The sequence below is a fragment of the Phaeovulum molybdatiresistens genome (assembly GCF_023544865.1).
GTDB lineage: Bacteria > Pseudomonadota > Alphaproteobacteria > Rhodobacterales > Rhodobacteraceae > Pontitalea.
This window is the reverse complement of the sequence record NZ_JAMJFX010000015.1, coordinates 1-25090: the sequence shown is the minus strand read 5'-3', so window position 1 is coordinate 25090 and position 25090 is coordinate 1. Positions and strand designations below refer to the sequence as shown.

Below are 25090 nucleotides of genomic sequence, written 5' to 3'. Positions count from 1 at the left end.
TTCCCCGCTTGCGCGGGGGCGGGGTGCTCGGGTAGCAAGGTAGGGTCAGGATCGGGAGAATCCGGGTGGTCAGGCTTGGCCGATCCGGTGCCGAAGGAGCAACCGCCCCGGTAAACTCTCAGGCGCAAGGGACCGTTCTGGCAAAGGACTCTGGAGAGTGGCTGCAAGGCCCGCCGAAGGGATAACGATCTCAGGCGCCCGCAAGGGTAGGGACAGAGGGGGCATCGTTTTGGGCGGGCGCAGCCTGTCCTGGATTCGGTGCCGGGGGACCGGCTGACAAAGGGGGGCGGCATGACCGACCTGTTGCGGACCGGTCTTTATGACCTGCATGTGGAACTGGGCGCGAAAATGGTGCCGTTCGCGGGCTATGAGATGCCCGTGCAATACCCGATGGGGGTGCTGAAGGAACATCTGCACACCCGCGCGGGCGCGGGCCTGTTCGATGTGAGCCACATGGGCCAGGTGATCCTGCGGGCGCAATCGGGCAAGGCCGCGGATGCCGCGGCGGCGCTGGAGGCGCTGGTGCCGGTAGACCTGATGTCGCTGGCCGAGGGGCGTCAGCGCTATGCGATGTTCACCGATGCGGCGGGGGGCATTCTGGATGACCTGATGGTGGCCAATCGCGGCGATCATCTTTTTGTTGTGGTGAACGCCGCCTGCAAGGCGCAGGACATCGCCCACATGCGCGCGCATCTGGACCTTGAGGTGCAGGAAATCACCGACCGCGCGCTTCTGGCGCTGCAGGGCCCCGCGGCGGAAACCGCGCTGACGCGCCTGGTGCCGGGCGTGGCTGCGATGCGCTTCATGGATGTGGGCGTCTTTGACTGGCAGGGGGCGACGCTTTGGGTGTCGCGGTCTGGCTATACCGGCGAGGATGGGTTTGAGATTTCCGTCCCCGATGCGCAGACGCTTGCCTTTGCCCGCGCGCTTCTGGCGATGGATGAGGTGGCTCCGATCGGCCTTGGCGCGCGCGACAGCCTGCGGCTGGAGGCGGGGCTGTGCCTGTATGGCCATGACATCGACACCACCACCAGCCCCGTTGAGGGCGCGCTGACCTGGGCGATCCAGAAGGCCCGCCGGACGGGCGGCGCGCGCGCGGGCGGGTTCCCGGGGGCGGATCGTATTTTGCGCGAATTGGCCGAGGGCCCGGCGCGCCGCCGCATGGGCCTGCGCCCCGAAGGCCGCGCGCCGATGCGCGAGGGGGTGGATCTTTATGCCGGCCCCGAAGGCGGCGCGCCGATTGGCCGCGTGACCTCGGGCGGGTTCGGGCCGTCGATCAATGCGCCGATGGCGATGGCCTATCTGCCCGCCGACCTGCCCGAAGGCACCACCGTTTATGGCGATGTGCGCGGCAAGCGTTTGCCTGCCCGCATCGTGCCGATGCCCTTCCAACCCACCACCTACAAGCGCTGAGGAGCGTTTCCGATGAAATATACAGAAGATCATGAATGGCTGCGCGTCGAAGGCGATCTGGTCGTCGTGGGGATCACCGAACATGCCGCCGAGGCGCTGGGCGATGTGGTGTTCATCGAACTGCCCGAAGCGGGGGATGTGTCGAAGGGCGATGAGATCTGCGTGATCGAATCGGTCAAGGCGGCATCCGACATCCTGGCCCCGCTGGATGGCGAGATCGTCGAGGTTAATGACGCCCTGGCCGAGACCCCCAGCCTTGTGAACGAAGATCCGCTGGGGAACTGGTTCTTCAAGATGAAGGTCGCCGATCTGTCGGCGCTGGATGGCTTCATGGATGAAGCTGCCTACAAAGAGATGATCGGCTGAGGACATCATGGCTTTCACCCGCACGACCTACGACACCTACGATTTCGCCAACCGCCGCCACATCGGGCCAAGCCCCGCCGAAATGGCCGAGATGCTGAAGGCCGTGGGGGTGCAAAGCCTCGATGCGCTGATCGATGAAACGGTGCCGAAATCCATCCGCCAGGCGCAGCCCCTGGGCTGGGCGGCGCTGACCGAACATGAGCTGCTGGACAAGATGCGCGCGGTGGCGGCAAAGAACCGCGTGATGACCAGCCTGATCGGGCAGGGCTACTACGGCACCGTCACCCCGCCCGCGATCCAGCGCAACATCCTGGAAAACCCGGCGTGGTATACGGCCTACACGCCGTATCAGCCGGAAATCGCGCAGGGCCGGCTGGAGGCGCTGTTGAACTATCAAACGATGGTCAGCGACCTGACCGGCCTGCCCATCGCCAACGCCAGCCTGCTGGATGAGGCGACAGCCGCGGCCGAGGCGATGGCCATGGCCGAACGCGTTGCCAAATCGAAGGCGCGCGGTTTCTTCGTTGATGAAAACTGCCACCCCCAGACGATCGAGGTGATCCGCACCCGCGCCCTGCCGCTGGGGATTGAGGTGATCGTGGCGGCGCCCGAGGCGCTGGACCCCGCCGCCGTTTTCGGCGCGATCTTCCAGTATCCGGGCACCTATGGCCATGTGCGCGACTTTACCGACCAGATCGCGGCGCTGCATGCGGCCAAGGCGGTGGCGGTGGTCGCGACCGATCTGCTGGCGCTGTGCCTGCTGAAGGAACCGGGCGCGATGGGCGCCGATATCGCGGTCGGCTCGGCCCAGCGGTTTGGCGTGCCGATGGGCTATGGCGGGCCGCATGCGGCCTTCATGTCCTGCAAGGATGATTTCAAGCGCGCCATGCCGGGCCGGATCGTCGGCGTGTCGATCGACACCAAGGGCAACAAGGCCTATCGCCTGTCGCTGCAGACGCGTGAACAGCATATCCGGCGCGAAAAGGCGACGTCTAACGTCTGCACGGCGCAGGCGCTGCTGGCGGTGATGGCGTCATTCTACGCGGTGTTCCACGGCCCGGTGGGGCTTCGGGCCATTGCGGAAAAAGTGCATTTTCATGCGGTGAAACTGGCCGATGCCCTGCGCGCGGCGGGCGCAAAAGTGCAACCCGAGGCGTTCTTTGACACCATCACGGTTGAGGTCGGCGTGGGCCAGGCGGGTATTCTGGCCGCCGCCCGGCACCGCGGCATCAACCTGCGCAAGGTCGGGCGCGACCGCGTCGGGATTTCGGTCGATGAGCTGACCGATGCGGGCGTCATCGCACGGGTTCTGGATGCCTTTGGCATCACCGACCCCGCAGCGGAACCGCAGGCGCCGGCCGTCCCGGATGCGCTGCTGCGTCAATCCGACTACCTGACCCATCCGGTGTTCCACATGAACCGGGCGGAATCAGAAATGATGCGCTACATGCGCCGTCTTTCGGACCGTGACCTGGCATTGGACCGGGCGATGATCCCGCTGGGGTCCTGCACGATGAAGCTGAACGCCGCGGCCGAGATGATGCCGATCACCTGGCCCGAATTCGGCAGCCTGCACCCCTTCGCCCCCGCCGATCAGGCAAAGGGCTACAAAGAGGCGATCGACGACCTGACCGCCAAACTGTGCGAGATCACCGGCTATGACGCCTTTTCCATGCAGCCGAATTCCGGCGCGCAGGGCGAATACGCGGGCCTCTTGACGATCGCCGCCTATCACCGCGCGCGCGGCGAGGGGCATCGCAACATCTGCCTGATCCCGGTTTCGGCGCATGGCACCAACCCCGCCTCGGCCCATATGGCCGGGATGGAAGTCGTCGTGGTGAAATCCGCCCCGAACGGCGACGTGGACCTTGAGGATTTTGAGGCGAAGGCCAAGGCGGCGGGCAGCACCCTGGCGGCATGCATGATCACCTACCCCTCGACCCACGGCGTGTTCGAGGAAACTGTCCGCCGCATCTGCGACATCACGCATGAACACGGCGGCCAGGTCTATCTGGACGGCGCGAACATGAACGCGCTGGTGGGGCTGGTGAAACCGGGTGAGATCGGCTCGGACGTCAGCCACCTGAATCTGCACAAGACCTTCGCTATCCCGCATGGCGGCGGCGGCCCCGGCATGGGCCCGATCGGGGTCAAGGCGCATCTGGCGCCCTACCTGCCGGGCCACCCGGAAACGGGCGGTGCGGAAGGTCCGGTGTCTGCCGCGCCCTATGGCTCGGCCTCGATCCTGCTGATCTCCTGGGCCTACTGCCTGATGATGGGCGGCGAGGGGCTGACCCAGGCGACCCGCGTGGCGATCCTGAACGCCAACTATATCGCGGCGCGCCTGAAATCGGCCTATCCGATCCTGTTCATGGGCAACCGTGGCCGGGTGGCGCATGAATGCATCCTCGACACCCGCCCCTTCGCCGAAGTGGGCGTGACCGTGGATGACATCGCCAAGCGCCTGATCGACAACGGCTTCCACGCCCCCACCATGAGCTGGCCCGTTTCTGGCACGCTGATGGTCGAGCCGACGGAGTCGGAAACCAAGGCTGAAATCGACCGTTTCATCACCGCGATGCTGGCGATCCGCGATGAAATCCGCGCCGTGGAACAGGGCGAGATCACGGCCGAGGCCTCGCCCCTGCGCCATGCGCCGCACACGGTCGAGGATCTGGTCACCGATTGGGACCGCGCCTATAGCCGCGAGGCTGGCTGCTTCCCGCCCGGTGCCTTCCGCGTCGACAAATACTGGCCGCCCGTGGGCCGCGTCGACAACGTCTATGGCGACCGCAACCTGGTCTGCACCTGCCCGCCGGTCGAGGCCTACGCGGCAGAGTGATCTTCTCCTTGCAGAAACACTCCCGCCGGAGGCCTCCGCGGCGGTCGTGGACGCCTCCGGCGGGAGTATTTCGACCAAGAAGAAGCCGCATCTTGAAGGCCTTGCCTGCGACACCGATATATTCGGAAAGATGAATGCTAGGGGGCTTTGGATGGCCGAGACTGTGAAACTGACCTGTCTGGACTGTGGGCAGGCGAACCGCGTTCCGGCCGCTAGGCTAGGGGCCGCGCCCAAATGCGGGGTCTGCGGGGCCGGGCTTGTGGCGGGCAAGGTCGCGGCGCTGGATCTGCGCACGCTGGAAAAGGCGGCGAAGAGCGATGAACTGCCGCTTCTGGTGGATTTCTGGGCGCCCTGGTGCGGGCCTTGCCGCGCGATGGCGCCCGAGTTCCAAAAGGCTGCGCAGATGCTGGCGCCGCGGGTTCGGTTGGCAAAGATCGACACGCAATCGAATCCGGATGCGGCGATCCGTTATTCGATCCAGGGCATTCCGGCCTTCATCCTGTTCCATCGCGGGCGCGAAGTGGCGCGTCTGGCAGGCGCGCGGCCTGCGGCGGATCTTGTGGCTTTCGTACAGGGCAAGATCCCCGCGCGGGCCTGAGCGCCCGCAGGCGCCGGGGCGGGGTGGGGGCGTGAAAATTCTTTCGCAAACCGCTGCGGCGTCGCTTGACAATGTGCGTCGGTTGGGCGAAACACCCGCCCACGGTGAGGGGCAGTAGCTCAGTTGGGAGAGCGCGTCGTTCGCAATGACGAGGTCAGGGGTTCGATCCCCCTCTGCTCCACCAAGCCGTAACCAGATGCATGGACCGGGCCGCGTTGCGTCCCGGTTTTTTTGTTTTCTGTAAGGGGACTTTGCCCCTGTAGGACTGGCTGGTGTAGGACTGGCTGGCGCGGAAACGAAAACACGCCCGCTGGGGGGCGGGCGCGTGTGCGTGCACGGTCGGTCGTGTCGCGGTCAGCGGGCGTGGCACTGCGATTTGCGGCCAAAGCCTGCGGGCGAGCAGACATAGCGCCCGCGGCCATGCACCACCCGGGTCAGGGCGCGTGGCTTTTGGGCGCTTGCGGTCTGCGGCCCCTTCTTGGCGCGCCAGTCGAAGCTGGCCGATCCCTTGCCCGCGACACTGGACACCAGCACAGGCAGCGCCCGGATTTCAGACGCTGTGCTTTGCGCCGCGGCGGTGGTGGCCGTGCCAAGGCTGACCATGCATATCAGGGAGAGCGCGCGCAGGACGCGCGAGGAAAGGTCTTTCATGTCGAACTCCTGCCTCGATGGGTGGGCTGGCTGCGGGTGGGCCGTGGGCCTGTGTTGCAGCGTCTGCACCTCGGGATTTGGGTCAATTTACGGTCACACCGCCTTGCAGCGCAACCGGGGCCAAATCTGGGAATTTTCAGGGCAGGGGGGATGTCGGCGCAATACGGGCGAATGTCGTTCGCTTTCAGCGCCTTGGTGGGCGGCAGGCGGTTGGCGGAAATCCGCCACGCCTGCCGCCGTGATCAGTTTTAGTCCAGAATCTGATTCTTCACGCGCCAATCGGGCATGCCGAATCCTTCCGGCCAGGGATAGACCTCGGGGTAGTTGAAATAGGCCACACCCACCAGCGAGGGATATTCGGGCTTGGCCTGACGGACCTCATTGTCCCAGGCCTCGACATACTCGCGCTTGCCGACATAGCCCAGTTCGGCCACCACGACCGGCTTGCCATAGGCGGCGGCGCGTTCGTAGCGGGGCTTGAAGATTTCCTCATAGCTCCGGTCACGGCCGAATTTCGCCTGATCCCAGGCCTGAAGACCGAATACCGAAATCCCGACCAGGTCCACATAGTCGTCGCCGGGATAGTAATCTTGCATCCCATCATCGCCCAGCGGCGACCACATCACCGTGATATTCGGCGCCGAGGTGCGGCAGATATCGACCATGCGCTTGTAGGCGGCGATGTAATCTTCGGGTTTCCAGCCGGCCCAGATGAACTGACCGTTGTCATCGTCCATCTCGTGGCCCCAGCGCAGGGTGACCGGGCTTTCCAGCGTGGCCAGCACGTCGCAGACCGCCTTCATGTTGCCGTCATAGCTGCCGTCGCTGATGCCGCGGCGCAGATATTGCGCGGTGTTGCGTTCGCTGCGCGACCAGGTCCAGGGTTCCAGCGTCACCAGCAGGGCGCGGTCGCGTTCCCTGGCATAGGCATCGGCGTCATTCAGCGAGGGCAGGTAGACATCTTCCCACGGCAGGAACAGATGTTCGATCACCACCTCGTTGTCATTTTCGAAATCCCCGTCGGGATCATAGACGCCATAGGGAACAGTGCCGGGGGGGGCGGCCTGGGCGGCCACGCCAAAGGTGCCGAATGCGGCAATAAGTGCGGCGCCCAGCGCGGCACGTAGCCGCCCGTCGCCACGGTTCGTCATGAAATCCTGTGCCATCTGGGCCTCCTTCATTGGCCTTTCCCCGTCACGTCACGTGTCAGTTCCACCCCGGGGCGAAGCGGAACCGAACCTCTCCTGCGGCGCCCCGGCCTGCACCTGCGGCCACAAATTCGGCCTTGGTCAGACGCAGCGGTTCAAGCCCCATGGCAAGCGCGTGAAGGCTTTCCTCTGCGCGCAATGTCAAGGCTGCGACCGCAAGCCAGACGATCGCCGCCAGAACCCCTATCTGTGCAACGACCTCGACCGGGGCCTGATGCCACTGCGGGCGCGTGTCGCGCAAATGCCGGACGATGATTATCGCCACAGAACAAATGTATAGCATGGCGTTCAAAACGGATAGCAAATAAAAACCGCGCGCCTCGGTCACGCCCTCGACCAGGATCACCGGAAGAAGGCTGCCCACGGCCAGCACGACATAGACCATCAGCACCTTCCAGGGCAGCCGGGCGGTCGCGGCCTCGCCCTTGGGGGTGATGCGAAAGTCGACGAAGCGCCCGGTGATCCGGTCGCGCAGCGCCATCAGACAGCCCCACAGTACCCAGGGCCATTGCAGCGTCACGAACAGCGCCTTTTCCCAGGCGATGACACGCGCGTCGCGGGGCCGGAAGAACCCGTCGCGCCGCAGCGCATAGGCAAAGACGATCATCGCCGTCACGGCGGGCAGGGTATGGCCCACAAAGGCGGGGTAGGTGACATTGGCAAAGCGCATGTCAAAGACGATCGCCAGGATCGGCGAGACATACATCAGCGCCATGGTCAGCGCGAAGATCGGATACCAAAGCTGGCACAGCACGAACAGGAACCGAAGCCGGAACGGCAGTTTCGGCAAATAGCGCGGGGTATGGCGCAGCAGCAGCGACAACAGGCTGCGCGACCACTGGAATTCCTGGGTCACCAGATCGGGCAGGCTGGCCGGCCCGTCGCCATAGGCGATCGCGTTCATCGCATGGACCCCGCGCCAGCCGCCGGCATTCATCAGCATGGTGGTGGAATGATCCTCGGCCAGTTCGGGGCCCAGCCCGCCCACCTCTTGCAGCGCCTTGGTGCGCACCGCGTAATGTGACCCGATGCACATCGGCGCCAGCGCCCCGGTATAGCCGGCCTGAAAGACACCGTGAAAGGCGGCCTCGGCGTAAAGGCGCGTGCGCGCGGCCCAGCTTTGGCGGGCATTGGCCGAGCAGATCGACGGGGCCGAGACATAGCCGACGCCGGGGTCGGCAAAGGGGCGCAGCACCTCGCGCAGATAGCCGGGCTGGGGGACGTGATCGGCATCCAGCTGGGCGACGATATCGTAATCGCGATAGCCCCAGTGGTCATAGAAATAGGCCAGGTTGCCTTCCTTGCAGCGGGTCCGGCGCGGCCATTCGGCGCGGTGATAGTCGGCCACCCCCTTGCGCGACGAAATCTTTACCCCATGCGCGGCGCACCAGGCGATGGTTTCGGGCTGGGGGTCTTCGTCGGCCAGCCAGGTGTCATGCGGGTAATCCTGGGCCAGCATCGCTTCAAGCGTGGGGCGCAGCACGCTGAAGGGTTCGGACGGGGTCTTGGTGACGATCATCGCCACACGCCAGCGCCCGGGAACCGGGTCCGGCGCAACGGAAACCTGCGCCATCAGGAACACGGTCATGAAGTAGAGCTGCATGCCATAGACCCAGGCCAGCGCCAGGGTCAGGATGACGAAACGCCCGGTGCCGATGACATGCTCGGGGCGTAGCCACCAGCCCCAGAAAAAGCCCGCCGCCACCGCCCAGATCAGCGCCAGGACAAAATATTTCGCCGCCCGTCTGCCGGTCAGCACCGGGGCCAGAAACAGCGGGCCGGGCCGGGCCTTGCGCGCAGGCATCAGACGTCCCCTGAAAACCAGGGCGCGGCATGGGCGACGATTTCATCCAGATCGACATGATCGGCCCGAAAGCCCAGCGTCGCGGCCGCGCGCGCGGGATCGGCGGTCAGTTCCGCGGGGTCGCCGGGGCGGCGCGGCGCCTCGGCCACGGGCACACGGCGGCCGGTAACGCGTTCGACGGCGGCCACCACCTCGCGCACGGAATGGCCACGCCCGGTGCCCAGGTTCAGCGCCAGACTGTAGCCACCCGCCGCCAGCCGGTCCAGCGCCATCACATGGGCGCGGGCCAGGTCGCTGACGTGGATATAGTCGCGGATGCAGGTGCCGTCAGGGGTGGGATAATCGGTGCCGAAGATCTGCAGCGCGTCCCGCCGACCCGCCGCCGCCATCAACGCCAGCGGGATCAGGTGGGTTTCGGGGCTGTGGCGTTCGCCCAGCTCGCCATCCGGGTCGGCCCCGGCTGCGTTGAAATAGCGAAGCGCCACATGACGCAGGCCGTGCGCCACGCCATGATCGCGCAGCATCCATTCGCACACCAGCTTGGTGCGGCCATAGGGATTGATCGGCGCCTGCGGCATGTCTTCACCGATCGGCAGCCGCGCCGGGATGCCATAGGTCGCGCAGCTGGACGAAAAGACGATCTGATCCACCCCCGCCGCTTGTGCCGCCGACAACAGCGCGATCATGCCGCCCAGGTTGTTGTCATAATATTTTGCCGGATCGGTCACCGATTCCCCGACATAGGCCGAGGCGGCGAAATGCACGACCGCCTCGATCCGGTGGTCGCGCAGCACCTGCAGCACGGCGTCGCGGTCGCGCAGATCGGCGCGCACCAGCGGCCCCCAGCGCACCGCATCGGCATGGCCGGTGGACAGGTTGTCGATCACGACAGGCAAGGCGCCCGCCGCCGCAAGCGCCTTGCAGGTATGCGAGCCGATGAAACCGGCGCCGCCGGTCACCAGCACGGGTCTTCGGGCAGGGATCACGATGCGCGCACCGGCTCTTTGGTATTGCGCCGCAACTCGGCCGCGAAATAGGCGATGGTCGGGTCCAGCCCCTGCATCAGCGGCACCGTCGGCTCCCAGCCCAGCCGGTCGCGGGCGCGGGTGATGTCGGGGCGGCGCTGGCGGGGGTCATCGACCGGCAGGTCGCGGTAGACCAGCGCCGATTTCGACCGGGTCTTGTCCAGAACGATCCGCGCCAGTTCCTGCATCGTGAATTCGCCCGGATTGCCCAGATTGACCGGATCGGTCATTTCGGCCGGGCTGGCCATCAGGGCGATCAGCCCGGTGACCAGATCATCGACATAGCAGAAGGACCGGGTCTGTTCGCCCGTGCCATAGATGGTGATGTCGCGCCCCGACAGCGCCTGCACGACGAAATTCGACACCACGCGCCCATCCTCGGGGTTCATCCGGGGGCCATAGGTGTTGAAGATGCGCGCGATCTTGGTGACCACGCCATAGCGGTCGTTATAGTCGTGAAACAGCGTCTCGGCGCCGCGCTTGCCTTCATCATAGCACGACCGCGGCCCCACCGTGTTCACCGAACCCCGATAGTTTTCGGGCTGGGGCGAGATTTCGGGGTCGCCATACACCTCGGAGGTCGAGGCCTGCAGGATGCGCGCGCCCTTGTCGCGGGCCAGATCCAGCAGGTTCAGCGCCCCCAGGATCGAGGTCTTGAACGTGTGCACCGGATCAATCTGATATTTCGGCGGGGATGCCGCGCAGGCCAGGTTGTAGATCTCGTCAACGGGGCCCTCGACGATCAGCGGGTTGATCACGTCATGCAGGCGGAATTCGAACCGCGCATCGCCCACCAGATGGTTGATGTTCGACATCCGCCCGGTTTCCAGGTTGTCGACACACAAGATATGGTGCCCCTGGGCATGAAGGCGATCACACAGGTGCGAGCCCACGAAGCCGGCACCGCCGGCGATGACGATACGTTTGATGCGGTTGTTGGAACCGGACGCCCTGCGCCTGTCCACCGCGCCCATTTTGACAATTTCACCAGCCATGCTCACACCCTTGGCGCTCGAAAAATAATCTGAACCCGTCTGACACAATTAAGCCGCAAATGCGGAACAGTTGGCCACCCGGTGCCACTGGGGCGCTTGGGGCAGCCGATAAAATGAAGGCGTTTCATCTGAAAATCTTTAGATGACAACAATTTCCTCCTGTCTAAAATCGTGACCGAATGGTTAAGTTCTGTCAAGAAAACGCCTTGTTTTTGCCGCGAATTCACTGTTTCCGCGCTGGCGCGATCAAGATTTTGCGTCGGACACGGATCGCGCCCCGGGTCCACTTGTCCAAAAGGATAGGTCATATGCCTAATTTTCGGGCTCTGGTCTTTAGGCTGCGCTGACCCGCTGCCGAATCGGTCCGGGGCGGCCAGGGCGCCACCGGGCTGGCCCCCAGATATTGTGCTGGCCTGAAAGCGCGGGTTTTCCCCAGCTTTCTTGATCCATCCACAGGCAATCGCCCAGAAAGCGCTTTACAGGCGGGGGCTTTGGGGACACCATATCTAGTAAGAATAACGGCAAATTTGCCATGTCCTTGTGGTGGCAACAATAACTTGAGGCAGGAGATCGGACATGGCGCTGGGCGAAGACTATCTTCACTCTGACGATCTTCACCCGATCGATATCGTCGAGACGCTGGCCGAACATCACGCTTGGGATTTCGACCGTGTCACCGACGATCAGATCGCCATGTCGGTTGAAGGGCAGTGGCGGACCTATTCCATCACATTGGCCTGGTCGGCGCGCGATGAAACCCTGCGCCTGATCGCGACATTTGAAATGGACCCCCCCGCCGGGCGCGAACCGGCGCTGTATGATCTGCTGAACCGCGCCAATGATCAGGTCTGGACCGGGGCGTTCACCTTCTGGCCCGAACAGCGGCTGATGGTCTGGCGCTATGGTTTGGTGCTGGCCGGGGGGCAGGGGGCGGGGCCCGAACAGATCGACCGGCTGATCGGATCGGCGGTGGCTGCGGCCGAGCGGTTCTATCCAGCGTTCCAGCTGACCTGCTGGGGCGATGAAACGCCCGAGGCTGCGATGCAGGTCGCCATTGCCGAGGCCTACGGTCGGGCCTAATCTCCCCCCGACCAAGGGGAGACAAGATGGACTTTTCCGATATTTCCACGCGCGGCCTTGTTCTTCTGGGCTGCGGCAAGATGGGGTCGGCCATGCTGGAAGGCTGGCTGAAGGGTGGGCTTGCGCCCGGCGCGGTCTGGGTGATCGATCCGAACCCGTCCGATTGGCTGAAGGCGACCGGCGTGCATCTGAACAGCGATCTGCCCGCCGCACCGGCGGTGGTGCTGGTCGCGGTCAAGCCGCAGATGATGGGGGCCGCGCTGCCGCAACTGGCCGCGATGGGCGGGGGCGATACGCTGTTCGTGACGGTGGCGGCGGGCACCACGATGGCCACCTATGAACAGGTGCTGGGAGCGGCCACGCCGCTGGTGCGCGCCATGCCCAACACGCCCGCCGCCATTGGCCGCGGCATCACCGCGATCTGTGGCAATGCCGCCGCCCGCCCCGCCGATCTGGACCTGGCCGAGGGGCTTTTGCGCGCCGTGGGCCAGGTTGTGCGCCTTGAGGGCGAACATCAGATGGATGCGGTCACGGCGGTATCCGGATCCGGCCCGGCCTATGTCTTTCACCTGATCGAGGCGCTTGCCGGCGCCGGTGAGGCCGAGGGCCTGCCCCCCGATCTGGCCCTGCATCTGGCCCGCGCCACTGTGGCCGGCGCCGGCGCCCTGGCCGAGGCCAGCGCCGACACCCCCGCACAGCTGCGCATCAACGTCACCTCGCCCGGCGGCACCACGGCGGCCGCGCTGGCGGTTCTGATGGACCCCGAAACCGGCTTTCCCGCGCTGCTGCGCCGCGCCGTCAAAGCCGCCGCCGACCGGGGACGGGAGCTGGGAAAATGACGATCACCTATGATGATTTCGCCAAGGTCGATATCCGCGTGGGCAAGATCACCCGCGCCGAACCCTTCCCCGAGGCGCGCAAGCCCGCCTATAAACTCTGGATCGATTTCGGGCCTGATCTCGGGGAACGGAAATCCTCGGCCCAGATCACCAAACATTACACGCTGGATGAACTGATTGGCCGCCACGTGCTGGCGGTGGTGAATTTTCCGCCCCGCCAGATCGGCCCCGTGCGATCCGAGGTGCTGACGCTGGGCGTGCCGGATGCGGAAGGAGAGGTCGTGCTGATCGCGCCCGGCCAGGATGTACCACTTGGGGGGAGATTGTTCTGATGAAGGTTCTGGTAACGCGGGCGCTGACCCGCCGGGTCGAGGAAACACTGGCTGCGGAATTCGACGTGACGTTCCGCAACCGGCCCGAGCCGATGACCCTGGCCGAGGCGCAGGCGGCGCTGGCCGATTATGATGCGATCCTGCCGACGCTGGGCGATGCCTTTGGCACGCAGGCCTTCGCGGGCCCGGTAAAGACGCGGATGATCGCCAATTTCGGCGTGGGCTATAACCATATCGATGTCGAGGCCGCGCGCGCCAAGGGGGTGATCGTGTCGAACACCCCCGGCGCCGTGACCGATGCCACCGCTGATCTGGCGATGACGCTGATCCTGATGTCGGCGCGCCGCGCCGCCGAGGGCGAACGCCTTGTGCGCACCGGCCAGTGGACCGGCTGGCAACCCACGCAGATGCTGGGGCTGCATGTCTCGGGCAAGCGGGTGGGGATCATCGGCATGGGTCGCATCGGCAAGGCCATCGCGCGCCGCTGTCACTACGGGTTCGGGATGGAGGTGGTGTTCCACAACCGATCCACCGTAGCCGATCCGGGCGTGCCCGCGCGCCAGGTCCCGCTGGCCGAGGCGATGGGCGCAGATGTCGTCGTCGTTGCCGTGCCGGGCGGGCCTGCGACGCGCCATCTGATCGGCGCCGCGGAAATCGGCGCGATGCAACCCCATGCGCATCTGGTCAACATCGCCCGCGGCGATGTGGTCGACGAGGCCGCCCTGATCGCCGCGCTGCAGGCCCGCCGCATCGCCGGGGCGGGACTGGATGTCTATGAACGCGAACCCGAAGTGCCCCAGGCGCTGCGCGATCTGGACAATGTCACGCTGCTGCCCCATCTGGGCACCGCTGCCGAAGAGGTGCGCGATGACATGGGCATGATGGCGGTGGCCAACCTGCGCGCCTTCCGCGACGGCATCACGCCGCCCAACGCGCTTTAGGCTTCTTCTTGGCCCAAATACCCCCGCCGGAGGCGTTCACCGCCTCCGGTCAGCGATCGCCCACCGCTTCGCGCCAATGCCGTCGGCAAAGCGAGACATAGGTCTCATTGCCGCCGATCTGCACCTGATCGCCATCGCGCGCCACGCTGCCATCGGCGGCCTTGCGCACCACCATCGTGGCCTTCTTGCCGCAATGACAGATCGTGCGGACTTCGCGCATTTCATCGGCCAGCGCCAGCAGCGCGGCCGATCCGGGGAACAGCTCTCCCCGGAAATCCACCCGCAGCCCATAGCACATCACCGGCAGGTTCAGGTCATCCACCACCCGCGCCAGTTGCCAGACCTGCGCCGGTGTCAGGAACTGCGCCTCGTCGATGAAGACACAGGCGCAGGGGCCAGCCTGCAGCCGGGCGGCGATCTGGGTGAACAGATCGGTGGTGGGCGCAAAGGTATCAGCCTCGGCGCCGATGCCGATGCGGCTTGCGATGCGGCCCTGTCCGGCCCGGTCATCCAGACGCGCCGTCACCAGATAGGGCGCCATGCCCCGTTCCTGATAGTTATGGGCCGCCTGCAGCAGTATCGTGCTTTTGCCGGCGTTCATCGTGGAATAGTGGAAATAAAGCTTGGCCATGGCGCCGCCATAGCCCGCCCCGCAGGGCGCGGCAAGATGGTCCAAAGGCCGCCGCCGGAAACCGGGGCCACCGCGCTTGCATCCGATTTTCGAAGACGATCCTGCCGGCCCCGTTCGGCAGGCACGCGATGGCCATACTGATACACAACACCCGGGGCTTGCTGACTGTGCTAACACGCCCGGGTTACGAAACCCTTTCCAGCCAACGCCAGGGCACACCGCGCGGGCACAAGGAAAAGGGCGCCCGAAGGCGCCCTTGCATCATGCCACCTGTTCGCGCTTGGGTTTGCGCGACGGGCGCCGGGCGGGGCGCCGGTTCCCGCCTTCGTCGATCGCAGGTTTGGGCCCGCGGGCGCCGGGCTTGGGCGCGCCCGCGCGCCGGTCGGTCCGCGGCTGGGCCGGCTTGGCGCCGGGCTTGCCGCCGCGGGGCTGGCCCTGGCGCACCCCCGACTTTTGTCCGCCCGCCGGTTCGGCATGGGGCTCGCCGCCGATCACGGGGATCTTCGCCTGCATCGCCTTTTCAATGGCGCGCAGATCGCCCATTTCCAGCGGCGCACAGAAGGCCACGGCGCGCCCGTCGCGCCCGGCCCGCGCGGTGCGCCCGATCCGGTGGACATAGTTTTCCGGCACGTTCGGCAGGTCATAGTTGTAGACATGCGCGACCATCGGGATATCCAGGCCCCGTGCGGCCACATCGGTGGCAACCAGCACCTCGACCTCGCCCGCGCGGAAGGCGGCCAGCGCACGTTCCCGCTGGCCCTGGCTCTTGTTGCCGTGGATCGCCACGACCGAGAACCCCCATTTTTCCAACAGCTTGGCCAGCTTGTCCGAGCCATGCTTGGTGCGGTTGAACACTACGGCCAGTTCCCCGGGGTGCTTGGACAGATATTCCGCCAGCAGCGCGGCCTTGTCGCCCTGCGTCACGAAATGGACACCCTGATCGATCTTCTCGGCGGCCTTGCCGGGGGCTGCCACCTGCACGCGCACCGGATCGGTCAGATAGCTGGCAGCCAGTTCCTCCATCAGCTTGGGCATCGTGGCCGAGAACAACAGCGTCTGGCGTTCCGCCGGGATCAGGCGGGCGATCTTGCGCAGCGCATGGATGAAGCCGATGTCCAGCATCTGGTCCGCTTCATCCAGCACCAGATATTTCGTTTCCGACAGGATCACCGCGCGCCGTTCGATCAGGTCCAGCAGCCGCCCCGGCGTGGCGATCAGCACATCGACGCCCTTGGCTAGTTTGTCCGCCTGGACGTTGATTGAGGCGCCGCCGACAACCCGCAGGATGCGCACCGGGGCGCCCGCGGAAAAGGCGGCCAGATTGTCATGGATCTGGGTCGCAAGCTCACGCGTCGGGGCCAGGATCAGCGCGCGCACGGTTTTCGGTGCGGGGCGCTTGCCATAGGCCAGGATGCGCGTCAGCATCGGCAAGCCAAAGGCGGCGGTCTTGCCGGTGCCGGTCTGCGCCAGGCCCAAAAGGTCGCGGCCCTTGACGATATGGGGAATGCCCTGCGCTTGGATCGGCGTGGGTTTCACCAGGCCCATGCCGGCCAGATTTTGCAGAAGCGCCGGGGCAAGCCCCAGATTGTCGAAGTTTTCCAAATGTATGTCTTTCATGGCCCGGGACAGCCCGGGCAGGATCAGAAACCCGCACCGGGTTCGGCGCGGACGGGCGGGGCGCAGACAACTTGCCTGCCGGACCCCCGCGTGATCTGGGAACCGAAGTTTCCCCGCCTTCGGGCACCCGGTAGGGCGCGGCTGCTCACGCGGCAGCAAAGGCGGTTGGATGCCAAATGGGGGATGCGGGCGGAAAAGTCAAGTCCATTGACCTTTTCGGGCCCAGCCGCCGTCAGGCCCGATCCGCCGTGTCCAGCCAGATCGTGACCGGCCCGTCATTGACAAGGCTGACCGCCATGTCGGCGCCGAATTCGCCGTTCTCCACCGCGATGCCCTCGCGCCGCAGCGCGTCGGAAAAATGCAGATACAGCCGTTCCCCCTCGGCAGGCGGGGCGGCGCTGGAAAAGCCGGGACGGTTGCCGCGGCTGGTATCGGCCGCCAGGGTGAACTGGCTGACCACCAACGCCTGGCCGCCGATATCGCGCAGCGACAGGTTCATCTTTTCCTCTGCATCGCGGAAAATGCGCAGCTTTGCGATGCGCGCGGCCAGCTTGTCGGCCTCGGTCGTGGTGTCGCCGGCCATGGCGCAGACCAGGATCAGCAAGCCGCGCTCGATCGCGCCGGTGGTCCGGCCCGCGACCTCGACCCGGGCTTGCGTGACCCGTTGCACCAAAGCTCTCATCTGGCATCCTCCAATCGGCGATCTTGCGCCCCGGGGCTAGCGCAAGCCGTCGCGTCGGGCAACAGGATCGCGCGTGTCCCTTCAGATTTGCCCAAATATCCTCGGGGGGTGCGGGGGGCAGACAGCCCCCCGCGGCGGCCACCCCGGAACTAGCGGTTGAAATAGGCCACGACCCCCGCCAGAATCAGCGCCAGCAGCACCGCAAAGGCGATCTTCCAGGCCGACCAGGGGCGATCGCCCTGCACCCGTCCGGTCTGGCCGTTCACCACGAACCGATAGCTGCGCCCGCGATAGCGGTAGGCCGCGGTCCAGACCGGCAGCAGGATGTGCTTGAAGGTCTCATCTGAAAAATCGGTATCGATCCGGTCGATGCGCTGTTCGTCGCCGCCGATGTCGCGCCGCACGTCGGATGCGATGACATGCGCCATTTCCGCCCGCGCCAGATAATGCCCCTCACGCAGATCGACGGTATAGCCCTCGGCCTCGAACCCGGCCAGATAGTCCGGCCTGTAGGCGGCCAGCGCCGTCAGGTCCCAGGGTTTCAGCGCATCGGTATAGCGCGGCGGCAGCGAGCGCGCGGCATAGATCAGCACATCGTCAAAGGCCCGTGCCACGCGCCCCGCGACCGATTTCCAGCGGATGTGGCGGACCTGTTCCTGACGCTGCTCATTGCGCCCGTCCACCCGAACGGTGACGGTCCGGGTTTCATAGTAATAGGTGCCGCGTTGGCCGTGATAGGCCGATCTTGTCTGGGCGTCGAAGGTCCAGAAGGGCGCGTAGATGCCGGTCATCTTTCGCCCCCGGCGGGCGTATTTCGCCACGCCCGAGGGCGCGAACCACAGCCGCCCCAACCAGCGCCCCAGCGCGGCGCGCGCCTGCGCCTCGGTGAGGACAAACGGCACCACACCCTGCGGCTTGATCAGTCGGTGCGTGCCGGTATCGACCACGACCGGGGTTGCACAATACGGACATTCCGCCGCATGGGTCGCCCCTGAAAGCTCGATCATAGCTGCACAATTCGGACAAGAGACGGTTCGGTGGTCCTCCATCTCCAGCGCGGGCAGTTCCGCCCGCAGCGCGGCGTCAAGATCCAGCTCGTGTAGCGTTGCGGTGCCGCGTCCGGTGGCGGGGGGAATGTCCTGCACATGCCCGCAATGGTCACAGACCAGCCGCGTCTGGCCGGGGGCAAACCGCAGATCCGCCCCGCATGCCTCGCAGGGGTAATGGTTGGTGTCCTTGCGCGCCATTCCGCCCCCGGATCAGGCCACGGGCGGGGGTGGGGGGGGCGGGGCAATGGTGAACAGCTGCGCCAGTTCCGCAATCTCTTCGGCGCGCATCCAGCCATCCTGCCCCGGTGACCAGACCAGCGTGTCACGGGTGAAACTGCCCTCGGTCACCATCCGGCCCAGATGGCCGCGCCCGTAGGGGCCCTTGGTCTGGCCCTGTTCCGCCAGATGCCAGACCTTTTCGACGACCGGCGGCGGGGGCGGCGGCGGGGCCGCAACGGGGGCCTGCCCCCAGGGGCCGGGCTGTGTCATCTGCGCGCCCATGCCCGCACCCATTCCCATGCCGATACCTGCCCCCACGGCCGCGCCCATCGCGCCGCCCGCAGCCCCGCCCTGCGCCAGCGCCTCGGCCGCGCTGAACTGGGTGTAGCGGTGCAGATCGCCCACGATCCCCATCGACGTGCGCTTGTCCAGGACCTTTTCCACCTCATCCGGCAGGCTGATGTTTTCGATGTAGAATTCCGGGATCGACAGGCCGTAGGCGGCGATTGTCGGCTCGATCGCCTTGGTGACCAGCTTGCCCAGATCGGCGGTGTTGGCCGCCATATCCAGCACCGGGATGCCCGATCCGGCGATCACGCGGGAAAATTCCTGCACGATGACATTACGGATCTGAAAACTGATTTCATCGGCGGTGAATTCGCCATCGGTGCCCACGATTTCAGCCATGAAGCGTGCGGGGTCCGTTACGCGCATCGAATAGGTGCCAAAGGCGCGCAGGCGCACAGGCCCGAATTCCGGGTCGCGCGCGATGATCGGGTTTTTCGTGCCCCATTTCAGATCGTTGAAGCGGGTCGTGTTGATGAAATAGATTTCCGACTTGAAGGGGGAACGGAACCCGTGGTCCCAGTGCTGCAGCGTGGTCAGCACCGGCATGTTGTTGGTTTCCAGCATGTAAAGGCCGGGGCCGAAGACATCGGCCAGCTGGCCTTCATGCACAAAGACCGCCGCCTGGCCTTCGCGCACGGTCAGCTTGGCACCGTATTTGATCGCGTGGCCTTCGCGCTCGAACCGCCAGACCATGGTGTCGCGGGTGTCGTCGGTCCAGTGAATGACGTCGATGAATTCGCCGGTCAGGAAATCCAGAATGCCCATGGGGCCCTCCCTCAGCTTTCGCCGCCCAGAAGTTCGGCGGTAATGGTCTCGATGATGGGGCGCGCCTCGGCCTCGGTCATGCCGGGGCGCAGGCGCGGGTCGTAAAGGATGCGCAGCAGAAGTTCGTCATGCCGGGTCAGCAGCGCGAATTCCTCATCGTCGTTGAAGATTGACGGGCGCGCGCGCGGGCTGTCATTGGCCAGCCCCATGCCCTGGGCCAGTTCCTCATGCAGGCAGGACAGGCGCAAAAGATCGGGATGTTCGCCCCGGATCACCGCTACCGCGCGGCTGTAACCAGCTGATTTAGCTTCGGAAAACGCGAAGACGACGCAGAAGGTGGCGGGGGACAGGTCGGTGACGGCGCGGACAGATCCGGGGTCGATCCCCGGCACCAGCGCGCGCAGCCGCGGGCCGATGGCGCGGCGTTCATCCTCGTTCACGACAAGCACCGTGAAATTGCCGCCCTGCGGCACGACCGACACCGGATGCCCCGTGGCCCGGCCCAGGCGACCGGCAAAGGCGGAAATGTCGGCACTGTCCTTGCGGCGCTGATCCAGCGGGATCGAGGCGCCATATTCCACCGACATGCGCACCGGCGCCTCCCAGCGGCGCAGGCGGCTGGGGCTTTCGCGCGCAATGATCGTGCCGCCTTGCGTGGCATATTCGTCATAAAGCGCGATGCGGATGAAGTTGTTCACCAGCTGGCGCGCGCCAAAGGGGGCATCGCGCGGGGCGATGTCCTGGCGCAGCAGGCCCTGGCTGGCAAGCGTGGCGGCGATCTGGGTGTAATAGGCACGCATCCCTTCGGATTCGGCCGAAGGTGCGGGCGGGGCGATCGTGTCCGGCACGGGCAGGGGGCGCGGCGCGCTGCGGGGCGCACCGCCCGGCGCCAGCAGCCCGCCGTCACAGCCCGCCAGCGCCGCCACAAGCAACGCCACCCCGCCCGCCCGTGTCAGGGAGGCGATCGGCCGCGGCAGAACGGGACGGGCAGCGCGCATGATCAGACGGACCCGCCGATGATCGCGCCGGTCTTGTCGGCACGCGCGCTGGCGGCCGCCAGCGTGTCGCGCAGCCCGGCCTCCATCTTCTTCAGCTCTTCCTCGGCGGCGGCGCGCTTGCGCTTGCCCTCATCCGCGATGCGCAGGCTGTCCTCGATCGTGGCGATCAGTTCGGCATTGGCGGTCTTGACCGCCTCGATGTCGAAGACGCCGCGTTCCATTTCCTCACGCACGATCTTGTTGGCCTCGCGCAGGTTCTTGGCATTCGCGGTCAGCAATTCGTTGGTCAGGTCATTGGCCGCGCGCACGGCCTTGGCGGCCTCGGAACTGCGCTGGATCGTCACCGCCTGTGCCAGCTGCGTTTCCCAAAGCGGCACCGTGTTGACCAGGGTCGAGTTGATCTTGGTCACCAGCGACTTGTCGTTTTCCTGCACCAGCCGGATCGAGGGCAGCGACTGCATGGTCACCTGGCGCGTCAGCTTCAGGTCATGGACGCGCCGTTCCAGATCGTCGCGCGCCCCGCGCAGGTCGCGCAATTCCTGCGCCTTCATCACCTGGTCGTTTTCGGCGGCGGCGGCCACTTCGCCCTCTTTTGCGGGGATCGTGGTGGTATCGAGTTCGGCCAGCTTTTCCTCGCCTGCGGCAATGTAAAGCGCAAGTTCATCATAGAAATCCAGCGTCTTTTCATACAGCAGGTCCAGCGACTTGATGTCTTTCAGAAGCTTGTGTTCATGGCCCAGAAGATCGTCGGTGACCTTGTCGATCTGGCCCTGAACAGCCTCGAACCGGGCCAGGAAATTGGCGAAGGGCGCGGTGCGGCCCAGCAGTTTTTCCCACCAACTGCGTTCGCGCCGCACGTCCAGTTCGGAAACCGAGAAGCCGCGGATCGTGGTCACGATCTTGCGCAGGCTGTCGCCGGCGGGGCCCACGTCCTTGTTCTTGACATCCGCCAGCATCGCCTGGCTGATCTGCTGCAATTCGCCTTGCGCGCGGGCACCGAAATTCACGATGGACCCGGTGTCGGTCAGGTCGATTTCGGCCATGCGGCGGCGGATTTCCTCCGCCTGGGGGGCGGGCGCGGTGGCCAGCGGCACAATCTCGGTGCCCGGTTCGGGCAGGATCGCGGCAGTCACCTTTTCAATCTCGGCCAGTTCCGCGGCGGCTTTCTGACGAATGGTCTCGGTCATCTCGGCTCTCCACTGTCGCGGGGTGCCGGCGGATCGGGCCGCACCCCTTCACGCGCGAGACGCTCGCGCAGCACGTCGATCTCGATATCCAGCCCCTCGCGCCCGTTTTCGATCAGGCTGCGGGTGCGGGCGGTGAAATTGGCCTCCAGATCGGCCAAAAGCGCCTCGTAATCGGCGCGCGCGCCGGTATCGCGCGTGGCCGCCCAAAGGTCGGCAAAGCGGATCGTGGCATCGCGCGCGCCCATCAGATAGACGCCCATGTATTTGCGCGCCGCCGTCAGGTCGGCGGGGTCCTGTTCGACCGCTTCGAACAGGCTGCGGGCGGTGGCGGCGAACATGTCCACCCGCGCGGTCAGCCGCCGGTCCTTGGTGCGGGCGATGGCCTCGCGCATGCCGTCCAGGTATTTCTCGCCCTCGGCGATGATGCGGGCCACGCGGTCCTGCTGAAACCGGTCGATGCCCTCCATCCCCTTGTCCTTGCGCGGGTCGGGGCCGAAGGCGAAGGCATGGACGACGCCCCCCACCGCCCCGATCAGTGCCGCCCCCACCAGCCCGGAGGTCAGCCAGGCCCCCGCCCCCAGGGCGATTGCATACAGCGCCGCGCCAAAGGCCTTGCGCGGAATGGCCGGGCGGCGGGCAACGCGGCGGGCGTCATATTCGGCCTGGGCCCGCAGCCCCTCGCGCGTCAGCCAGGACGATGCGGCGATCCCCGCGAAGGCCGCAAGGTTCAGCGCCAGCGCCACCGGCCCGTCGCCAAAGGCCCCCAGCAAAAACGGCGTGGCCGCCAGCGTCACCCACAAGGGGCGGTTTTCATGGGGATGGCGCGGCCGGGCGGGCGTCACGGCCGGGTCATATTCGCGCCCCGCCAGCGGCGGTTTTTCGCGCCCGGGGCGCTGGTCGGTGTCGGGGCTGTATCTGCCGCCAAATCGCTGCGCCATGGCCCGCCTCACACGCCACCGGTCAGCGCGACCGAAAGCGTCAGCGCCACAAGAAGATAAAACGCGACACGTCTGACCGTGGCTTGCGACATGTGCCCTCCGGCGTTCTGGCCGGACCAAAAATGCCCGACTTCTTATGGATATGCACGTTCTTTTGTATAGGCACGATCCCGCCCCGCCGCCAGAGGCATCGGCGGCAATATGCTGCCGCGGGGCGATACCCCCCGCAGGCTTGGCGATAATCGGCCTATGGGATCAGCGTGTTCCGCCCGGCTTGGGGCGCCCACCTTTCGGGCCGCCGGGCTTGGGGCCGGCGCGGAACCCGCCCGGTTTTGCGCCGGGCTTGCCCCCGCGCGCGCCGCCTTCGGACTTGTAGCCCGAGGATCTTGCCCCCGCATCAGGCTTGGCCCCATGTGATTTGTAGCCTGCCGATCGTCCGGCCCCGGCAGGCCGTGGCCCGCGCGCGCGATCGCCGCCGTCCGCGGGACGCTGATCGCCGTCCGAACGCGGCTTGCTGCCAGCGGCGCCCCAGCGCGGCTTGCGTTCGCCATCTTCACGCTTGGCGAAAGGCTTGCGGTCGCCATCTTCGCGCCGGGGGTAGGGTTTACGATCCCCGTCCTCGCGCTTGGCGAAAGGCTTGCGGTCGCCATCTTCACGCCGGGCATAGGGTTTGCGGTCCCCATCCTCGCGCCGGGCATAGGGCTTACGATCCCCGTCGTCACGCTTGGCGAAAGGCTTGCGGTCGCCATCTTCACGCCGGGCATAGGGTTTCCGGTCCCCGTCCTCGCGCTTGGCAAAGGGCTTGCGGTCGCCATCTTCACGCCGGGCATAGGGTTTGCGATCCCCGTCCTCGCGTTTGGCGAAAGGCTTGCGGTCGCCATCTTCGCGCCGGGGATAGGGTTTGCGATCCCCGTCCTCGCGCTTGGCAAAGGGCTTGCGGTCGTCATCTTCACGCCGGGGATAGGGTTTGCGGTCCCCGTCCTCGCGCTTGGCAAAGGGTTTGCGATCCCCATCCTCACGCCGGGCAAAAGGCTTGCGATCGCCTTCGCGCCGCGGGCGGCCGCCGTCGGCGTCGCGGGGGGGGCGGGCAGGCCTGCTGCCCGCTTCTTCCCCGGTCAAAAGACTGCCCAGCTGGTCACGCAGCACGCGGCGCTTGACCTCGACCACGTCGCCGGGCTTCATCTCATTCAGGCGGAACGGGCCATAGCTGACCCGGATCAGCCGGTTCACCGTCAGACCCACCTCGGTCATCGCGCGGCGCACCTCGCGGTTGCGGCCCTCGCGGATGCCCACGGTCAGCCAGGCGTTGGCACCCTGCTGGCGGTCCAGCGTGATTTCCATCGGCTGGAATTCCTCACCCTCGATGGTGATGCCCCGGCGCAGCGGGTCGAAGGTCGCGTCATTCGGACGCCCGTTCACCCGGACGCGGTATTTGCGCAGCCAACCGGTTTCCGGCAGCTCCAGCCGCCGCTTCAGCCCGCCGTCATTGGTCAGCAGCAAAATCCCTTCCGAATTCAGGTCCAGCCGCCCGACGTTCAGAACCCGCGGCATCCCCTCGGGCATTTCGTCAAAGATCGTCCGGCGGCCCTGTTCGTCCTTCTCGGTCGTCACCAGGCCCAGCGGCTTGTAATACAACCAGACCCGCGTTTCCTGCGGCGCGTCGATCGGCTTGCCATCGATTGTGACCCGGTCGGCGGGCGTCACGTCCAGCGCGGGGCTGTCGATCTTCTTGCCATTGACGGCAACGCGCCCCGCAAGGATCATCTTCTCCGCATCGCGGCGCGAGGCCACCCCGGACCGCGCAATCACCTTGGCGATGCGGTCGGTTGCGGGGGCTTTGTCTTCGGTGGCCATCGGATCATCCTTCGGGGAATTGCAAGGCGCCTCTCTACAGCGAAGCGTGACAGAGGGGAAGCACCTTGCGCAAGGGGCCATTCTGCGCCCATGAAGGGCCATGAGCAGGTTCACAAGTTTCATGGACGAAGCCCTGGCCGAGGCCCGCGCCGCCGGCCTGCGCGGCGAGGTGCCGGTGGGCGCGGTCGTCGTCGCGCCGGGGGGCCATATCGTCGCCCGCGCCGGCAACCGCACACGCGAATTGTGCGACCCCACCGCCCATGCCGAAATCCTTGCCCTGCGCGCGGCCTGCGCCGCTGCGGGGTCGGAACGGCTGCCGGGCCATGACCTTTACGTCACGCTGGAACCCTGCCCGATGTGTGCCGCTGCGCTGTCCAACGCCCGCATCGCGCGCGTCTATTATGGCGCGTCAGATCCGAAATCCGGTGGCGTGGCGCAGGGGCCACGCATCTTTTCCCACCCTCAGTGCCACCATATCCCCGAGGTCTATGACGGCATTGGCGCTGCCGAGGCCGAGCGGCTACTGAAAAGCTTTTTCGCCGAAAGGCGTTGAGTGGCGCTTCTTCTTGGCCGAAATACTCCGGGGGTCCGGGGGCAGAGCCCCCGGCGCGGGCGCAAACGGCAAGGGGGGGGGGGGGGGGGGGCCCCCCCCCCCCCCGCGGGATGTTGGGGGGGCGAGGGGGGGCGGGGGGGGGGGGGGCACAAAAC

Annotated in this window: 23 protein-coding genes, 1 tRNA gene and 1 riboswitch; of the genes, 10 read left to right on the top strand and 14 right to left on the bottom strand. The window is 66.1% G+C overall.

The window, feature by feature from the left end; all coding sequences use genetic code 11:
* Positions 1 to 42 precede the first annotated feature (42 nt).
* A riboswitch (glycine riboswitch) is annotated at positions 43 to 145 on the top strand.
* A 146-nt stretch (positions 146 to 291) separates the two neighbouring features.
* The 5 genes from gcvT (at position 292) to MXB90_RS11285 (ending at position 5403) form a co-directional block, all read left to right on the top strand.
* Positions 292 to 1413 (top strand): glycine cleavage system aminomethyltransferase GcvT, encoded by a 1122-nt coding sequence (gene gcvT / locus MXB90_RS11305; RefSeq protein ID WP_250044747.1) that lies wholly within the window; start codon positions 292 to 294, stop codon positions 1411 to 1413.
* 12 nt (positions 1414 to 1425) lie between these two features.
* Positions 1426 to 1779 carry a glycine cleavage system protein GcvH gene (gene gcvH / locus MXB90_RS11300; protein ID WP_250044746.1) on the top strand — a complete coding sequence of 118 codons (354 nt, stop codon included), beginning with the start codon at positions 1426 to 1428 and terminating at the stop codon, positions 1777 to 1779.
* Between the two features lie 7 nt (positions 1780 to 1786).
* Positions 1787 to 4621, top strand: coding sequence for an aminomethyl-transferring glycine dehydrogenase (gene gcvP, locus MXB90_RS11295; RefSeq protein WP_250044744.1), 2835 nt, complete (start codon positions 1787 to 1789; stop codon positions 4619 to 4621).
* Positions 4622 to 4772: 151 nt separating this feature from the next.
* A complete protein-coding gene (locus MXB90_RS11290) occupies positions 4773 to 5219 on the top strand; it encodes a thioredoxin family protein (RefSeq protein ID WP_250044742.1) in 447 nt (148 codons plus the stop codon).
* A 108-nt stretch (positions 5220 to 5327) separates the two neighbouring features.
* Positions 5328 to 5403: transfer RNA gene (locus MXB90_RS11285), tRNA-Ala, on the top strand.
* A 170-nt stretch (positions 5404 to 5573) separates the two neighbouring features.
* Here MXB90_RS11285 and MXB90_RS11280 read toward each other — a convergent pair.
* The 5 genes from MXB90_RS11280 to MXB90_RS11260 all read right to left on the bottom strand — a co-directional run bounded on the left by MXB90_RS11280 (position 5574) and on the right by MXB90_RS11260 (position 10902).
* Positions 5574 to 5870: a hypothetical protein gene (locus MXB90_RS11280; protein ID WP_250044740.1), complete on the bottom strand. Its 297-nt coding sequence runs from the start codon at positions 5868 to 5870 to the stop codon at positions 5574 to 5576.
* 248 nt (positions 5871 to 6118) lie between these two features.
* Entirely contained in the window at positions 6119 to 7021 is a 903-nt protein-coding gene (locus tag MXB90_RS11275; protein WP_462982286.1) for a glycoside hydrolase family 26 protein, read from the bottom strand.
* 55 nt (positions 7022 to 7076) lie between these two features.
* Positions 7077 to 8882 carry a glycosyltransferase family 2 protein gene (locus tag MXB90_RS11270; RefSeq protein ID WP_250044735.1) on the bottom strand — a complete coding sequence of 602 codons (1806 nt, stop codon included), beginning with the start codon at positions 8880 to 8882 and terminating at the stop codon, positions 7077 to 7079.
* On the bottom strand, positions 8882 to 9847 hold the full coding sequence (gene galE, locus MXB90_RS11265; RefSeq protein ID WP_250044734.1) for a UDP-glucose 4-epimerase GalE: 966 nt from the start codon (positions 9845 to 9847) through the stop codon (positions 8882 to 8884). The genes MXB90_RS11270 and galE overlap by 1 nt, the downstream gene beginning before the upstream one ends.
* Before the next feature lie 17 nt (positions 9848 to 9864).
* Positions 9865 to 10902, bottom strand: a complete 1038-nt coding sequence (locus MXB90_RS11260; RefSeq protein WP_250044732.1) for a UDP-glucuronic acid decarboxylase family protein — start codon at positions 10900 to 10902, stop codon at positions 9865 to 9867.
* Between the two features lie 576 nt (positions 10903 to 11478).
* Here MXB90_RS11260 and MXB90_RS11255 point away from each other — a divergent pair.
* Genes MXB90_RS11255 through MXB90_RS11240 form a run of 4 tightly spaced genes read left to right on the top strand, consistent with a single transcriptional unit; the run spans position 11479 to position 14094 of the window.
* Positions 11479 to 11982, top strand: coding sequence for a type III secretion system chaperone family protein (locus MXB90_RS11255; protein WP_250044730.1), 504 nt, complete (start codon positions 11479 to 11481; stop codon positions 11980 to 11982).
* Positions 11983 to 12008: 26 nt separating this feature from the next.
* Positions 12009 to 12821 (top strand): pyrroline-5-carboxylate reductase, encoded by an 813-nt coding sequence (proC, locus tag MXB90_RS11250; protein WP_250044729.1) that lies wholly within the window; start codon positions 12009 to 12011, stop codon positions 12819 to 12821.
* Complete coding sequence (locus tag MXB90_RS11245) at positions 12818 to 13153, top strand: tRNA-binding protein (protein WP_250044728.1); 336 nt, start codon at positions 12818 to 12820, stop codon at positions 13151 to 13153. Before proC ends, MXB90_RS11245 begins: the two co-directional genes overlap by 4 nt.
* Positions 13153 to 14094: a 2-hydroxyacid dehydrogenase gene (locus MXB90_RS11240; RefSeq protein ID WP_250044727.1), complete on the top strand. Its 942-nt coding sequence runs from the start codon at positions 13153 to 13155 to the stop codon at positions 14092 to 14094. The genes MXB90_RS11245 and MXB90_RS11240 overlap by 1 nt, the downstream gene beginning before the upstream one ends.
* 49 nt (positions 14095 to 14143) lie before the next feature.
* Here the strand turns inward: MXB90_RS11240 and MXB90_RS11235 are convergent, their stop codons facing one another.
* From MXB90_RS11235 to MXB90_RS17800, 9 genes are all read right to left on the bottom strand, one after another.
* Positions 14144 to 14725 (bottom strand): thymidine kinase, encoded by a 582-nt coding sequence (locus tag MXB90_RS11235; RefSeq protein ID WP_250044726.1) that lies wholly within the window; start codon positions 14723 to 14725, stop codon positions 14144 to 14146.
* Positions 14726 to 14986: 261 nt separating this feature from the next.
* Entirely contained in the window at positions 14987 to 16342 is a 1356-nt protein-coding gene (locus MXB90_RS11230) for a DEAD/DEAH box helicase (RefSeq protein WP_250044725.1), read from the bottom strand.
* Between the two features lie 232 nt (positions 16343 to 16574).
* Positions 16575 to 17024 (bottom strand): D-aminoacyl-tRNA deacylase, encoded by a 450-nt coding sequence (gene dtd / locus MXB90_RS11225; protein ID WP_250044723.1) that lies wholly within the window; start codon positions 17022 to 17024, stop codon positions 16575 to 16577.
* Positions 17025 to 17173: 149 nt separating this feature from the next.
* Positions 17174 to 18271, bottom strand: a complete 1098-nt coding sequence (locus MXB90_RS11220) for a TFIIB-type zinc ribbon-containing protein (RefSeq protein WP_250044714.1) — start codon at positions 18269 to 18271, stop codon at positions 17174 to 17176.
* Between the two features lie 12 nt (positions 18272 to 18283).
* Positions 18284 to 19405, bottom strand: a complete 1122-nt coding sequence (locus MXB90_RS11215; RefSeq protein ID WP_250044711.1) for an SPFH domain-containing protein — start codon at positions 19403 to 19405, stop codon at positions 18284 to 18286.
* An 11-nt stretch (positions 19406 to 19416) separates the two neighbouring features.
* Positions 19417 to 20403 carry a DUF2927 domain-containing protein gene (locus MXB90_RS11210; protein WP_250044709.1) on the bottom strand — a complete coding sequence of 329 codons (987 nt, stop codon included), beginning with the start codon at positions 20401 to 20403 and terminating at the stop codon, positions 19417 to 19419.
* 2 nt (positions 20404 to 20405) lie between these two features.
* The gene (locus MXB90_RS11205; RefSeq protein ID WP_250044707.1) at positions 20406 to 21590 is read right to left on the bottom strand and encodes a toxic anion resistance protein; all 1185 of its coding nucleotides are present in this window, start codon (positions 21588 to 21590) and stop codon (positions 20406 to 20408) included.
* Positions 21587 to 22528 (bottom strand): 5-bromo-4-chloroindolyl phosphate hydrolysis family protein, encoded by a 942-nt coding sequence (locus MXB90_RS11200; RefSeq protein WP_250044697.1) that lies wholly within the window; start codon positions 22526 to 22528, stop codon positions 21587 to 21589. The genes MXB90_RS11205 and MXB90_RS11200 overlap by 4 nt, the downstream gene beginning before the upstream one ends.
* Positions 22529 to 22783: 255 nt before the next feature.
* Positions 22784 to 24382 (bottom strand): pseudouridine synthase, encoded by a 1599-nt coding sequence (locus MXB90_RS17800; protein WP_349665905.1) that lies wholly within the window; start codon positions 24380 to 24382, stop codon positions 22784 to 22786.
* A 100-nt stretch (positions 24383 to 24482) separates the two neighbouring features.
* Between MXB90_RS17800 and MXB90_RS11190 the strand changes: the two genes are divergently transcribed.
* On the top strand, positions 24483 to 24935 hold the full coding sequence (locus tag MXB90_RS11190) for a nucleoside deaminase (RefSeq protein WP_250044695.1): 453 nt from the start codon (positions 24483 to 24485) through the stop codon (positions 24933 to 24935).
* Positions 24936 to 25090 lie beyond the last annotated feature (155 nt).

What these genes read in the sequence shown, in the direction of transcription:
- dtd (WP_250044723.1), bottom strand. Translation starts at nt 17,024, where the DNA reads ATGAGAGCTTTGGTGCAACGGGTCACGCAAGCCCGGGTCGAGGTCGCG.
- MXB90_RS11220 (WP_250044714.1), bottom strand. Translation starts at nt 18,271, where the DNA reads ATGGCGCGCAAGGACACCAACCATTACCCCTGCGAGGCATGCGGGGCG.
- gcvT (WP_250044747.1), top strand. Translation starts at nt 292, where the DNA reads ATGACCGACCTGTTGCGGACCGGTCTTTATGACCTGCATGTGGAACTG.
- MXB90_RS11205 (WP_250044707.1), bottom strand. Translation starts at nt 21,590, where the DNA reads ATGACCGAGACCATTCGTCAGAAAGCCGCCGCGGAACTGGCCGAGATT.
- MXB90_RS17800 (WP_349665905.1), bottom strand. Translation starts at nt 24,382, where the DNA reads ATGGCCACCGAAGACAAAGCCCCCGCAACCGACCGCATCGCCAAGGTG.
- MXB90_RS11210 (WP_250044709.1), bottom strand. Translation starts at nt 20,403, where the DNA reads ATGCGCGCTGCCCGTCCCGTTCTGCCGCGGCCGATCGCCTCCCTGACA.
- MXB90_RS11235 (WP_250044726.1), bottom strand. Translation starts at nt 14,725, where the DNA reads ATGGCCAAGCTTTATTTCCACTATTCCACGATGAACGCCGGCAAAAGC.
- MXB90_RS11270 (WP_250044735.1), bottom strand. Translation starts at nt 8,882, where the DNA reads ATGCCTGCGCGCAAGGCCCGGCCCGGCCCGCTGTTTCTGGCCCCGGTG.
- MXB90_RS11230 (WP_250044725.1), bottom strand. Translation starts at nt 16,342, where the DNA reads ATGAAAGACATACATTTGGAAAACTTCGACAATCTGGGGCTTGCCCCG.
- gcvP (WP_250044744.1), top strand. Translation starts at nt 1,787, where the DNA reads ATGGCTTTCACCCGCACGACCTACGACACCTACGATTTCGCCAACCGC.
- MXB90_RS11240 (WP_250044727.1), top strand. Translation starts at nt 13,153, where the DNA reads ATGAAGGTTCTGGTAACGCGGGCGCTGACCCGCCGGGTCGAGGAAACA.
- MXB90_RS11190 (WP_250044695.1), top strand. Translation starts at nt 24,483, where the DNA reads ATGAGCAGGTTCACAAGTTTCATGGACGAAGCCCTGGCCGAGGCCCGC.
- MXB90_RS11200 (WP_250044697.1), bottom strand. Translation starts at nt 22,528, where the DNA reads ATGGCGCAGCGATTTGGCGGCAGATACAGCCCCGACACCGACCAGCGC.
- MXB90_RS11260 (WP_250044732.1), bottom strand. Translation starts at nt 10,902, where the DNA reads ATGGCTGGTGAAATTGTCAAAATGGGCGCGGTGGACAGGCGCAGGGCG.
- MXB90_RS11280 (WP_250044740.1), bottom strand. Translation starts at nt 5,870, where the DNA reads ATGAAAGACCTTTCCTCGCGCGTCCTGCGCGCGCTCTCCCTGATATGC.
- MXB90_RS11275 (WP_462982286.1), bottom strand. Translation starts at nt 7,021, where the DNA reads ATGACGAACCGTGGCGACGGGCGGCTACGTGCCGCGCTGGGCGCCGCA.
- MXB90_RS11215 (WP_250044711.1), bottom strand. Translation starts at nt 19,405, where the DNA reads ATGGGCATTCTGGATTTCCTGACCGGCGAATTCATCGACGTCATTCAC.
- proC (WP_250044729.1), top strand. Translation starts at nt 12,009, where the DNA reads ATGGACTTTTCCGATATTTCCACGCGCGGCCTTGTTCTTCTGGGCTGC.
- MXB90_RS11290 (WP_250044742.1), top strand. Translation starts at nt 4,773, where the DNA reads ATGGCCGAGACTGTGAAACTGACCTGTCTGGACTGTGGGCAGGCGAAC.
- MXB90_RS11245 (WP_250044728.1), top strand. Translation starts at nt 12,818, where the DNA reads ATGACGATCACCTATGATGATTTCGCCAAGGTCGATATCCGCGTGGGC.
- gcvH (WP_250044746.1), top strand. Translation starts at nt 1,426, where the DNA reads ATGAAATATACAGAAGATCATGAATGGCTGCGCGTCGAAGGCGATCTG.
- MXB90_RS11255 (WP_250044730.1), top strand. Translation starts at nt 11,479, where the DNA reads ATGGCGCTGGGCGAAGACTATCTTCACTCTGACGATCTTCACCCGATC.